General features: G+C 66.3%; 11 protein-coding genes. 9 read left to right on the forward strand and 2 right to left on the reverse strand.

Translation table 11 applies throughout. The features are described from left to right. Nucleotides 1-23 precede the first annotated feature (23 nt). The 6 genes from N825_RS31140 to N825_RS31165 all read left to right on the forward strand — a co-directional run bounded on the left by N825_RS31140 (nt 24) and on the right by N825_RS31165 (nt 5,300). Complete coding sequence (locus N825_RS31140; protein ID WP_157619659.1) at nt 24-734, forward strand: J domain-containing protein; 711 nt, start codon at nt 24-26, stop codon at nt 732-734. 93 nt (nt 735-827) lie between these two features. After that, nucleotides 828-1,331 (forward strand): hypothetical protein, encoded by a 504-nt coding sequence (locus N825_RS31145; RefSeq protein WP_037460350.1) that lies wholly within the window; start codon nt 828-830, stop codon nt 1,329-1,331. A gap of 171 nt (nt 1,332-1,502) precedes the next feature. Beyond that, entirely contained in the window at nt 1,503-2,258 is a 756-nt protein-coding gene (locus N825_RS31150) for a (Fe-S)-binding protein (protein WP_037460352.1), read from the forward strand. Further along, nucleotides 2,258-3,757, forward strand: coding sequence for a LutB/LldF family L-lactate oxidation iron-sulfur protein (locus tag N825_RS31155; RefSeq protein ID WP_084165219.1), 1,500 nt, complete (start codon nt 2,258-2,260; stop codon nt 3,755-3,757). The genes N825_RS31150 and N825_RS31155 overlap by 1 nt, the downstream gene beginning before the upstream one ends. Continuing rightward, a complete protein-coding gene (locus tag N825_RS31160; protein WP_037460355.1) occupies nt 3,750-4,415 on the forward strand; it encodes a LutC/YkgG family protein in 666 nt (221 codons plus the stop codon). Before N825_RS31155 ends, N825_RS31160 begins: the two co-directional genes overlap by 8 nt. Nucleotides 4,416-4,520: 105 nt before the next feature. Next, complete coding sequence (locus N825_RS31165) at nt 4,521-5,300, forward strand: FCD domain-containing protein (RefSeq protein ID WP_084165220.1); 780 nt, start codon at nt 4,521-4,523, stop codon at nt 5,298-5,300. A gap of 16 nt (nt 5,301-5,316) precedes the next feature. Here the strand turns inward: N825_RS31165 and N825_RS31170 are convergent, their stop codons facing one another. Next, on the reverse strand, nt 5,317-6,240 hold the full coding sequence (locus tag N825_RS31170; RefSeq protein WP_037460402.1) for a manganese catalase family protein: 924 nt from the start codon (nt 6,238-6,240) through the stop codon (nt 5,317-5,319). A gap of 302 nt (nt 6,241-6,542) precedes the next feature. Here N825_RS31170 and N825_RS31175 point away from each other — a divergent pair, with 302 nt between their 5' ends. Continuing rightward, nucleotides 6,543-7,343, forward strand: coding sequence for an alpha/beta hydrolase (locus N825_RS31175; RefSeq protein WP_051513684.1), 801 nt, complete (start codon nt 6,543-6,545; stop codon nt 7,341-7,343). 55 nt (nt 7,344-7,398) lie between these two features. Here the strand turns inward: N825_RS31175 and lldP are convergent, their stop codons facing one another. Beyond that, on the reverse strand, nt 7,399-9,078 hold the full coding sequence (gene lldP, locus N825_RS31180; protein WP_037460361.1) for an L-lactate permease: 1,680 nt from the start codon (nt 9,076-9,078) through the stop codon (nt 7,399-7,401). Nucleotides 9,079-9,272: 194 nt separating this feature from the next. Between lldP and N825_RS31185 the strand changes: the two genes are divergently transcribed. Together N825_RS31185 and N825_RS31190 are read left to right on the forward strand one after the other, a co-directional pair. Further along, nucleotides 9,273-9,935, forward strand: a complete 663-nt coding sequence (locus N825_RS31185; protein WP_051513686.1) for an FCD domain-containing protein — start codon at nt 9,273-9,275, stop codon at nt 9,933-9,935. Nucleotides 9,936-10,149: 214 nt separating this feature from the next. Next, nucleotides 10,150-12,135 (forward strand): FAD-binding and (Fe-S)-binding domain-containing protein (locus N825_RS31190; protein ID WP_084165221.1); only part of this gene is annotated, 1,986 nt, incomplete at its 3' end.

Below are 12,135 nucleotides of genomic sequence, written 5' to 3' on the forward strand. Positions count from 1 at the left end.
CACTCTCGATGGCGGGTTTGACGGTGAAACGCGATTTCGGGCGACGGGTTGGGCCTGGCTTTCCGGGCAGGGGCGCCTTTGGCGAATTCGGCACCCTGCTGCGGCTGGTCTTCGGAACGGCGGCGTCGACGGTCGCGGCCTACCTGGACCGGCTCGATCCGGGCAATCCGCGGGGCCGGACGCGTTCCAGTGGTGCCGGAGATGGAATCGAGGCCGCCGCCCGTTGCCGGCGGGAGCTTGCCAGCGCACGGGCCCAGCGTGACCACCTCGCCAGCGAGATCCGGCGCTATGACACCGTCCGCGATGTCCTGATCGGCCAGATCGCCAGCGAAACCGATGGCGCCCGCCGCGCCACCCTCACCCAGTCGCTCACAAGCCTGGAGGACCGCCTGACCGGCTGGCTCGACGAGCATGATCTCTGGCTGGAGACCATCGCGCGGCTGGAGGCGGACCTGTCCTTCTTCGATGCTGTTTCCGGAAAGGAAAGTTCCGAGTCGCCGCCCGATCCGGAGCCGGCTGGCGCCAGGACCTCCCCGCCACCGCCGGATCCCGTCACGGCCCGGCATCTCGCGGCCCTGGGCCTGAACACCGTGCCGGCCGATCTGGACGAGCTGAAATCGGCCTATCGCGCGCGATTGAAGGCGGTCCATCCCGATGTCAGCGGACAGGCCTCGACCGACGCCGCGGCGCTGGCGACCGTCGCTTTCGCCGAGCTGCGCCGGCGGTTTGGATAGGCGGTGACGGTACACCGGGGGTTAACCATTCCGCCGCTATACCGCGCCACTGCCGGAAACCGTCGGCAGGATCATTCTTGAGGTTTGGGAACCATGATCCTATTCCGCTTCGTGTTGGCCGCCCTGATGCTCGCGGCGACCGCCCTCGTTTCCCCCTCCATCGGCATGTCCGCCGAGAAGCATGGCCCCAAGGCCGAGGCCCATAAGAGCGCGGAGAAGGCGGCGCCTCCGGCCTGTGGCGCGGTCTCCTTCCGTCCGTTGCCGCCCGGCATGGCCGACGGCGACCAGCAGTCCGGCCTGTATCGGTCGCGATTCGGCTCGGTGGTCGTGATGGCGAAGGTCCAGGGCGGCCAGCCGACCGACTACTTCATGCAATTGAACGGCAAGGCCCCGGAACCCTTCACCGCGGCGCTGCCCAAGGCCACGGAAGGCTGCCTGAAGTCCAAGAGCGTCAAGCTGCCGGTCGCCAAGGCGCAGGGCGCTTGCGTCGGCACCCGGTTCCGCGTCGTGCTCGACCGGAGCGGTCCGCAGCCGCTCGCCATCCTGTTCGCGCTGCAAGGTGACGACTGGAAGCTGTGCAACGCCGCCAAGGCGTGATCCCCGAACCCCCCCCGGTTTGGGAAGCCCTTCGATCCAGGCTGGGTCGGAGGGCTTTTTTCATGCCGGGTCGGTGAAAGCCGAAACGCGCGTTGACACGTTTGGTCAAATAATTTAGCCATGCATTTAATACCGGTAAATTCAAAATTGGGGGAGAACGCCTTGAGCGCCATGTCAAAGCCCGCCACCGTCCCGGCGGAGCGGCCGAAGACCGTCTATTACTTCGGCACCTGCCTGGTCGACCTGTTCTATCCCAACGCCGGAATGGCCGGGATGGAGCTGCTGAGGCGGGAAGGGTTGCGCGTCGTGTTCCCCCAGGGACAGACCTGCTGCGGCCAGCCGGCCCGGAACTGCGGCTTCTTCGAGGAGGCGCGGGAAGTCGCGCGCGCCCAGTTCGACGCGTTCCCGGAACCCTGGCCGATCGTCGTCCCGTCCGGCAGCTGCGCCGGAATGATGCGGGTCCACTATCCCCAGCTGTTCGCCGACCAGCCGGACCGCGACAAGGCCGAGGCCTTCGCGGCCCGGGTCTTTGAGCTGAGCTGGTTCCTGGTCCACGTGCTGGACCTCAAGCTGACCGACAAGGGCGAGCCCGTCACCGTGACGTGGCACGCCTCCTGCCATTCCATGCGCGAGATGGGCGTCACCGACGAACCCAAGCGGCTGCTGCGCTCGCTGTCCAACGTGACGCTGGTCGAGAACCCCCGCGAGCGGGAGTGCTGCGGCTTCGGCGGCACCTTCTCCGTCCGCCAGCCGGAGGTCTCCGCCGCCATGGTCTCGGACAAGATCGACGCGCTGCGCTCGACCGGCGCCACCGAGATGATCACCGGCGATTGCGGCTGCCTGATGAACATCTCCGGCGCCATGGAGAAGGCGGGAACGCCGATGACGGGCCGCCATCTGGCCGAATTCCTGCTGGAGCGCGGCTGATGTCGGTCGAAGCGGAAACCAACTCCCCATCCCACGCCGCCTCCCACACCTCGTCCCACGCCTCCTCCCATGGCGGGTTCGCCGAACGCGCCCATGTGGCGCTGAACGACAAGCCGTTGCGGGCCAATTTCCGGCGCGCCATGGACGGCTTGATGGTCAAGCGCGCGGCGCAGTTCCCCGACGCCGCCGACCTCCAGGCCCTGCGGTCGCTGGGCGCCGCCATCAAGGAGCGGGCGCTGGCCCGGCTGCCCAACCTGCTGGAACAGCTGGAGGCGCGCTGCGCCGAGAACGGCATCAAGGTCCACTGGGCCGAGACCACCGAGGAGGCCAACCGAATCGTCCTGGGAATCTTCCAGGATCATGGGGTCAAGACGGTGGTCAAGGGCAAGTCGATGGTGTCGGAGGAGATGCACCTCAACGCCTTCCTGGGTAAGCACGGCATCGAGGCCATCGAGTCCGACCTTGGCGAATACATCATCCAACTGGCCGGCGAGATGCCGAGCCACATCGTCATGCCCTGCATCCATAAGAACAAGGGTCAGATCGGCGCCTTGTTCGCCAAGCACATCGAGGGGCAGGGCTACACCGAGGATGTCGACGAGCTGACCGCCGCCGCCCGCAAGGTGCTGCGCGACCGCTTCGCCCAGGCCGACGCGGGGATATCGGGCGTCAACTTCGCCGTGGCCGAGACCGGCACGCTGGTGCTGGTCGAGAACGAGGGCAACGGCCGCCTGTCGACCACCCTGCCGCCGCTGCACGTGGCGGTGATGGGGATCGAGAAGCTGGTCGAGACATTGGACGACATCCCGCCCTTGCTGGCGCTGCTGCCGCGCTCCGCGACCGGCCAGCCGATCACGACCTATGTCAACATGATCACCTCGCCCCGCCGGGACGGCGAGAAGGATGGCCCGCGCGAGGTCCATCTGGTCCTGCTCGACAATGGCCGCACCCGCGTCTACGCCGATCTGGAACTGCGCGAGACGCTGCGCTGCATCCGCTGCGGCGCGTGCATGAACCACTGTCCCGTCTATGCCCGCGTCGGCGGCCACACCTATGACGCGGTCTATCCCGGCCCGATCGGCAAGATCCTGACGCCGCAGATCGCCGGGCTAGACGTGGCGGGCGACCTGCCCCACGCGTCGAGCCTGTGCAACGCCTGCGTCGAGGTCTGCCCGGTCAAGATCCCGATCGCCGACATCCTGGTCCGGCTCCGGCGCGAGGCGGTGCGGCCATCGCCATCGAAGGCTGGATCCGGCGCGGTGAAGGGAGGCGGCGGCGGCTGGACGCTGTCGGAGGCATCGGCCTGGATGGGCTGGAAATGGCTGCACGCCAACCCCACGCTCTACCGCCTGGGCACCCGAGTGCTGGCGCTGGCCGGCAACCTGATACCGGCGTCGCTGCCGCCCTTGAAGGCCTGGACGACGGTCAGGGCCAAGCCGAAGTTCGCCGCCAAGACGCTCCACCAGCTCGCCCGCGAAAGGGGCTATGACGATGTCTGACGCCCGCGCCCGCATCCTGTCGCGCCTGAGGGCGGCCCCGCCGTCGCCGGTTCCCGACCTGCCGGAATGGCGGGCGCCCCGGTTCGAGGCCTCGGCGCGGCTGGAGAAGTTCCGCGCCATGTTCGAGTCCATGAAGGCCGAGGTCCACGAGGTCGAGGCCGCCGACTGGCCGCTCCGGCTGCGCACCCTGTTGGCCAACCGCGGCGTCCGCGCCGTCGTCCACGGCGACGGCTCCGCCACCGGCGGCCAGCTTGCCACGGCTTGGGCCGCCGATCCCGAGGCGCCCCGGCTGGTGCCCTACGACCGGGCGATCGAGGCGTGGAAGGGCGAGCTGGTCCATGGCATCGACGCCGGCGTGACCTTCGCCATCGGCGGCATCGCCGAGACCGGGACGCTGATCCTGTGGCCGACCGTGGAGGAACCGCGCCTGATGTCGCTGCTGCCGCCGATCCACGTGGCGCTGGTGGCGGAGGAGACGATCCACGACAGCTTCGCCGAGGTGATCGCCGAGCAGGGCTGGTCCAAGCGGATGCCGACAAACATCGTGCTGGTTTCCGGTCCGTCCAAGACCGCCGACATCGAACAGACCCTGGCGTTCGGCGTCCACGGCCCGAAGGAGCTGATCGTTCTTGTGCTGCGGCGGGCGGAGGCGCCATAAGGGGTGATTGGACAAGGGACTTTCCCACGACACTTGCCACCGTGAAAATCATTCACCAAATTCAGGTGCGTGGGAAGCCTACAACCGAAGGGCCAAGGTATTGCCATGACCGAGCCGATCCGTCCCGCCAAGCTCGCGGACGCCATCGCGGACCGCCTGGAACACTTGATCCTGGAAGGCTCGTTACGCCCTGGCGAACGCCTGCTGCCGGAGCGCGAACTGGCCCTGCGCTTCGACGTGTCCAGGCCAAGCCTGCGCGAGGCGTTGGAGAAGCTGGAAAAACGCGGCCTCCTGACGAGCGGCCGCGGTGGTGCCACCCGCGTGGCGCCCTTGCTGGACGAGGGGTTCACCAACCCGCTGGCCAGCTGCGTGCGCGACGACCCCGAGGCGACTTATGACTATCTGGAGTTTCGCGGCATCGCCGAGAGTTCGGCTGCCTATCTGGCGGCGCTGCGTGGCACCGAGGTGGATCGCGAGCTGATCCGGGAGTGCTTCGCCGCGATGGAGGAGGCCCATCAGAAGGAGGACCCGACCGACGAGGCGAACGCCGACGCGGATTTTCACCTCGCGATCTACGAGGCTTCGCACAACCTGTTCATGCTCCACGTCATGCGCTCGCTGTCCGGCATGCTGCGGAACGACGTGTTCTATAACCGGTCGACGCTTTATCTCAGGCGCAACGTGCGGGAATTGCTGCTGGGGCAGCACCGGGCGATCCACGATGGCATCGTCGCCGGCGATCCGGAAAAGGCGCGGCAGGCCGCCCACGACCACATGATCTTCACGTCCGGCGCCTTGAAGGAGATCGCCAAGGCCGACGCCCGCCTGGAGGTCAGCATCAACCGCATCGCGCGGGCCGACGCCGTCGCGACGCCGCCCCGCTGACGAGGACCCCGCGGGTCTAGCGCGACTTCTTATACAGCTTGGTCGCGATCTCGAACATCTCCTCGGGGGCGTAGTCGGGCGTGAAGGCCGACGCGACACCGGTGAGATCGTGGATCTTGCCGCCTTCCGGCATGCCGTCGACGACCTCGAGTTCACCCGGCGGATCGCCGGGCAGGGCCTGCTCGCCATTGCCCCAGATCCCCGCCATGTCCTTGTAGTCGTCGGGGCTGAAGCGGTAGAGCCGGCGGTGCGATCCCTCGGCCAGGTATTTCTGGCTTTCGGGGATCTTGTCCAAGTTGATGTTCGGGGTCGGCAGCATCTTCTCGATCTCGACGCCGGTGATCTTCTTGATCGCCAGCGCGTAGGCGTGGGCGTGGACCGAGCCCCGCACCAGCAAATAGCCGCAGACCTCGCGGCCAAGCGGATCGGTCAAGGTCTCGTAGACGCGCAATTTGTGCAGCCGGGCGCCGCATTCCAGATGGAAGTTGTGCAGCAGGTCGACCACCACGTTCCCCGTCGTCGTGACGAAGTCCATGTTCCAGGAGGCGCCGTTGCTGTTCATCGGCATGGCGCCGCCGCCATTGGACAGGAACGAAGCGGCCAGGCGGATATCCTGCATGTCCTCGAAGGGCGCTCCGGTGATGTCGGCTCCTCCGGCTTCGCTGCCTTGGATGTCCGGCCCGGCGTTCAGCATGGCCACGGCGTTGCTGACCAGTTCGACGTGGCCCAACTCCTCGGCGGTGATGCTGGCGACCAAGCTGTAGAACGGCCGGAGCTTGGATTTGCTGCGGAAATTGAAGCTCTGGAACATGTAGTTGCTCAGCGTGGACATCTCGCCGTATTTGCCGCCGAGCAATTCCTGCAACGCCGCGGCGGCGTTGGGATCCTGTTTCTCGGGGGCCGGCAACTCGACCTGCAACTTGTCGACTCTCATGAACATGATGCTCTCCCGTGTATAAATTATGTACACGCACAACAGGAGGCGATAGATTTCGTTATGCATGTCACGAATTTTATTATGGTCCGGCTATGAATTTAGTGAATACGGTATTTGTTGTATTTCAATTCCATGACTACCGCGCCAAATTTCAATGCTGAACTTTACATTTCACCGTTCCGGCATACCTTTGTCGCACCCGACTTCGACACCGCGCGTCACTGGTTCCGCGGAAATCGCTTTGCCCGTCGACCTCGGCGGGTTAAGTCGGTATGCACCGTTTTTTCCCGCCTGACAGAAATTCCATGCGAAATCTCGAAATCCTCTCCCACTCGCCGTCGGGACCGTCCAAGCCGGTCCCGCTCCTGTTCGTCCACGGCGCCTTCTGCGGCGCCTGGATCTGGGCGGAGAAGTTCCTGCCCTGGTTCGCCGCCCGGGGCTACGAGGCTCATGCGGTTTCGCTGCGTGGTCATGGACGGAGCGAGGGACAGGACAGGATCCATGACTTCGGCATCGCCGACTATGTCGAGGACGTGCTGGCGGCCGCCGGGGAGTGTTCCAGCCCACCTGTGCTGATCGGTCATTCCATGGGCGGCATGGTGGTCCAGCGCGCCTTGGCCGCCGACGCGGAACTGCCGGCCGCCGTCCTGATGGCCTCGGCGCCACCCCATGGCTTGATGGCGTCCACCGTCGGGCTGGCGTGGCGCGACCCTTACGTGTTCCGGCAAATGTCGAAGATGATGGCGTTCGGAACCCAGGCGATGGGTTTCGAGGCCTTGTACCGGGCGATGTTCTCGGACTCGATGCCGCGGGAGGAGGCCGCCCGCTACGAGGACCGGGTCCAGGAGGAATCGCGCCGCGTGATGCTGGACATCGGCGGCTGGATACCGTTCCCGCCCTTGCCCAGCCACAAGCCGCCCGTCCTGGTGCTGGGCGCCGAGAAGGATCTGCTGTTCCCGCCGGATCAGGTCCACGCGACCGCTTGGGCGTTCGGCACCAAGGCGACCTTCTTCCCCGACATGGGCCATTCGATGATGCTGCAGCCGGGCTGGGAGGATGTGGCCCTGCACATCGCGCGCTGGCTGGAGAAGGGACCCGCGCGCTGATCGGGGCGGTGATCGGCGTGGAGGCGGGCGGAGCCGAGGCTCCGCCCTTTTCGGATCAGGGGATCATCCAGGTGAGGACATATGCCTGGAGCACGGTGATGACGCCGATGATCGTCACGAAGAACAGGCTGTGCTTGAGCGTGAAGCGGAATAGATCGGATTCGCGTCCGACCAAGCCCACCGCCGCGCAGGCGACCGCGATCGACTGCGGCGAGATCATCTTGCCGGTGACGCCGCCGGTCGTGTTGGCGGTCACCATCAGGATGTCGGACAGCCCGAGCTGCTGCGCCGTCGTCGCCTGGAGCGCTCCGAACAGGGCGTTGGACGACGTGTCCGAGCCGGTCAGGAACACGCCCAGCCAGCCGAGCACGGGTGAGAAGAACGGGAAGGCCTTGCCGGTGCCGGCGAGCAGCAGGGCCAGGGTGGACGACAGGCCCGAATAGTTGGCGACGAAGGCGAAGGCCAGCACCATGCCGATCGAGTAGATCGGGCGGCGCAGTTCCATCACCGTCTCGCCGAAGGTGGCGAGCGCCGTCGCCGGACGCATGCGCAGGAACACGATCGACACCAGCGCGGTCAGCAGGATCGCGGTGCCGGTGGCGGAGACCAGATCGAGCTTGTAGATCGCGTCATACGGCTTCGGCGAGGTGACGATCGGGGCGACCTTGGTCACCAGCTTGTCGAGGCCGTCGATCGGAAAGTACAGGACGGTGGAGGCGAACGCGCCGGTCTTGGCGAAGGCCGCCTTGAACGGCGCCAGGCTCCAGACAGTGACGATGACCGTCAGCACGACGAAGGGTGACCACGCCTTCATCACCTGGGCGCCGGTGTAGTCGGCGGCCGGACGGGTGGCGACGGCGGCGGGAGCCTTGGTGGTGGGAACCTTGGTGGTGGCCTGGTCGGCGAAGCGGAAGATGCGCTTGGGCTTCCACACCTTCAGGAACAGCGTCAGGCTGACGAGGCTGATCAGCGCCGACGTGATGTCCGGCAGCTCCGGGCCAATGAAGTTGGAGGTGAAATAGACGCCGAAGGCGAAGGTCGAGCCGGCGACCAGGATGGCCGGCCATGTCTCGCGCACGCCGCGGACCCCGTCCATGATGAACACGATCCAGAACGGAACGAAGACCGCGAGCAGCGGCAGCTGGCGGCCGGCCATCTGGCCGATCTTGAAGGCTTCCAGGCCGGTCACCTGACCGGCGACGATCATCGGGATGCCCATGGCGCCGAACGCGACCGGGGCGGTGTTGGCGATCAGGCACAGGCCGGCGGCGTAGAGCGGGTTGAAGCCCAGGCCGACCAGCAGGGCCGCCGTGATGGCGACGGGTGCCCCGAAGCCGGCGGCGCCCTCGAGGAACGCGCCGAACGAGAAGCCCACCAGCAGCATCTGGATGCGCTGGTCCTCGGTGATCGACAGGATCGACGAGCGGATGATGTCGAACTGCCCGGTCTTGACCGTGACCTTGTACAGGAACACGGCCGTCAGGATGATCCAGGCGATCGGCCACAGCCCATAGACGAAACCATAGCCGGCCGAGGCCAGGGCTTGGCCGACCGGCATCCCGTAGAACAGGATCGCAACCGCCAGGGCCAGCGCGACCGTGATGGTCGCGGCGATGTGGCCCTTCATCCGAAGTACGGCGAGCGCCACGAAGAAGAAGATGATCGGAAGCGCCGCGATCAGCGATGAAACCCACAGATTGCCTGCGGGATCGTAGATTTGCATCCAGGGCTGCATGATGTTTCCACTCTAGCGTGCCGATCCGGATGCCCAAGGGCGGTCCGCCAGGAGGAGTCCGGCGCGGCAGATTGCGATTTATTTTTTGCCAAGCCGGTTAATGTGGTAAAATAAATATACCGACTCTGGGAATGCTGGATAAAACAGATACCGGCGCCTTGTACATTGAAAAATGATTGGACGGAGTGTCGCAGATGTCGCAGGCCTTGAAGGGCGGGAGCGCGCACCGGTATCATCCGGATATGAACGACGCACCCGACCAGCACCAAACTTCCGATCAAGAGGCGTCCGACCACCGGTATGACGCCGACGCGGGGCCAGCCGATCCACTCAGCCGGTTGCTCCAGTGCCATCCCGAGACGGCGTTCGATTACCTGGAATTTCGCCGGATGATGGCTGGGCCATCGGCCGCCTTCGCGGCGGAGCGCGCCACCGACGCTGATATCGAGCGTCTGCGCGCCTGCCTCACGGCCATGGAGGACGCCCATGACCTGGACGATCCGTCGATCGAGGCGGCGGCCGACGTGGACTTCCACCTCGCCATCTACGAGGCGTCGCACAATCAGGTGATGATCCGGATCATGCGGCAATTCATCCGAATGATGAGCGAGGATGTCTTCTACGACCGGACCAGCCTGTATCAGCGCCGGGGCGTGCGGGACGGTTTCCTGCGCCAGCATCAGGCGATCTTCCACGCGATAGCGGCCGGCAACCCCGAGGCGGCGCGCGCCACCGCCGACGCCCACGTCGCGTCGACCACCGAGGCGGTGCGGGAGGCTCAGCGGGCCGACGCGCGACTCGAGGTCGCACTTCGCCGCCAGCAGGGCATCAACCTCGTGGTGGGTAAAGGAAAATAGCCACTTCTCGGTTCATGGGCGGGATTGGGCAAAACATTTTACCGCTTTACGCTAACGGTAAGTGAGAGTATCCGTGACGCCAACGGCCCAGCGGAGACGGCCGCATCCTGGAGGAACGCCACGACCATCCCACCATGATGCCCCGCATCCTGACGGCCCCCTGTTTTTCACAAATGACCGGCGTCAAGCCGCCGGCGACAGGAAGGCGCGCGGAATGCCAGACGGAACCTCCTCCCAGATCGCCGGAGCCATCGGCGGGACCGACGCCGACCAGCGGGCCGCCCATGATCGGATCGGCGCCGAGTTCATTGGCCTGCTCGGTGCGGATCGAGTGATCCTGGATCCCCTGAGGCTGCTGGCCTACGGCACCGACGCCAGTTTCTATCGGCTGGTGCCGCGCGTCGTGGTCAAGGTCGACACCGAGCGGGAGATCACCGCCGTCCTCGCCGCCTGCCGCCGGGATAGGCTGCCCGTCACCTTCCGCGCGGCCGGCACCAGCCTGTCGGGACAGGCGGTGACCGACAGCGTCCTGATCGTGCTGGGGGAAGGCTGGAACCGCATGGTGGTGGAGCGGGACGGCAAGCTGATCCGGCTGCAACCTGGTGTCCTGGGAGCGGACGCCAATCGGCGGCTGGCGACGCATGCCCGCAAGATCGGACCGGATCCCGCCTCGATCGACAGCGCCAAGATCGGCGGCATCGCCGCCAACAACTCGTCGGGCATGTGCTGCGGCACCTCCGACAACAGCTACAAGACGCTGGTGTCGATGCGCCTGCTGCTGGCCGACGGCACCCTGGTCGACACGGGTGACGCCGCCAGCCTCGTCCGCTTCAGCGCCAGCCATGGCGTTTTGCTGGAGCGGCTGGCGGAATTGGGCCGCGCCACGAAGGCCAACAAGGAACTGGCCGCCCGCATCCGCGCCAAGTTCGCGATCAAGAACACCACCGGCTACAGCATCAACGCGCTGGTCGATTTCGAGGAGCCGGTCGACATCCTCCAGCACCTGATGATCGGGTCGGAGGGCACGCTGGGTTTCATCGCCGAGATCACCTATCGCACCGTCCCCGATCACGCCCACAAGGCCAGCGCGCTGCTGCTGTTCCCCGATATCGGCGAGGCCTGCCGCGCGGTGGCGCTGTTGAAGCCGGCGCCGGTCTCCGCCGTCGAGCTGATGGATAGGGCGGCGCTGCGGTCGGTCGAGGACAAGCCCGGCATGCCGGCGGAGATCCGGGGGCTGGCCGATGGCGTCACGGCGCTGCTGGTCGAGACCCGCGCCGAGGATGTCGGCGGACTGGACGCCAACATCGCCGCCATCGCGACGGTGCTGGCCGGCGTCACCACCCTCGGGCCGGCCGTGTTCACCTCGAGGGCGGACGAGTTCGGCAAGCTGTGGAAGATCCGCAAGGGGTTGTTCCCGGCGGTTGGTGCCGTGCGCAAGGCCGGCACCACGGTGATCATCGAGGACGTCGCGTTCCGGATCGAGGATCTGGCCGCCGCGACGCTGGACCTCCAGGCGCTCTTCGCCAAGCACGGCTACCACGAGGCGATCATCTTCGGCCACGCGCTGGATGGCAACCTGCACTTCGTGTTCACCCAGGACTTCGCGATCGATTCCGAGGTCGAACGCTACGCCGCCTTCATGGATGATGTTTGCAAGCTGGTGGTCGAAACCTATGACGGCTCGCTCAAGGCCGAGCACGGCACCGGCCGCAACATGGCGCCGTTCGTCGAGATGGAGTGGGGCCGCGACGCCTACGCGCTGATGCGCGAGATCAAGAGCCTGCTCGATCCCCTGGGCATCCTGAACCCCGGCGTCATCCTGAACGACGATCCCAAGGCGCACTTGCGCGATCTGAAGCCGATGCCCAAGGCCGACCCACTGGTCGACACCTGCATCGAATGCGGTTTCTGCGAGCGCATGTGCCCATCGGCCGGCCTGACCCTGACGCCGCGCCAGCGGATCGTCGGCTGGCGCGAGATTTCCCGTCTGGCCGATGAGGGCGGCGACACCGCGCGCGAGACCGAGCTTCGGACCCTGTACGACTATCAGGGGCTGGAGACCTGCGCCGCCTGCGGCTTGTGCGCCACCGCCTGCCCGGTCGAGATAGAAACCGGCATGCTGACCAAGGCGCTGCGCGGCCGCCGGCAATCGCCCGCGCGGCGGCGGATCGCGGCGCTGGCCGCGCGCCACTTCGGCACC

The organism is Skermanella stibiiresistens SB22 (genome assembly GCF_000576635.1).
GTDB classification, from domain to species: domain Bacteria; phylum Pseudomonadota; class Alphaproteobacteria; order Azospirillales; family Azospirillaceae; genus Skermanella; species Skermanella stibiiresistens.

Coding starts and splice junctions, on each gene's coding strand:
- N825_RS31145 (WP_037460350.1), top strand. CDS start 828: ATGATCCTATTCCGCTTCGTGTTGGCCGCCCTGATGCTCGCGGCGACC.
- N825_RS31150 (WP_037460352.1), top strand. CDS start 1,503: ATGTCAAAGCCCGCCACCGTCCCGGCGGAGCGGCCGAAGACCGTCTAT.
- N825_RS31155 (WP_084165219.1), top strand. CDS start 2,258: ATGTCGGTCGAAGCGGAAACCAACTCCCCATCCCACGCCGCCTCCCAC.
- N825_RS31160 (WP_037460355.1), top strand. CDS start 3,750: ATGTCTGACGCCCGCGCCCGCATCCTGTCGCGCCTGAGGGCGGCCCCG.
- N825_RS31165 (WP_084165220.1), top strand. CDS start 4,521: ATGACCGAGCCGATCCGTCCCGCCAAGCTCGCGGACGCCATCGCGGAC.
- N825_RS31170 (WP_037460402.1), bottom strand. CDS start 6,240: ATGTTCATGAGAGTCGACAAGTTGCAGGTCGAGTTGCCGGCCCCCGAG.
- N825_RS31175 (WP_051513684.1), top strand. CDS start 6,543: ATGCGAAATCTCGAAATCCTCTCCCACTCGCCGTCGGGACCGTCCAAG.
- lldP (WP_037460361.1), bottom strand. CDS start 9,078: ATGCAGCCCTGGATGCAAATCTACGATCCCGCAGGCAATCTGTGGGTT.
- N825_RS31185 (WP_051513686.1), top strand. CDS start 9,273: ATGTCGCAGGCCTTGAAGGGCGGGAGCGCGCACCGGTATCATCCGGAT.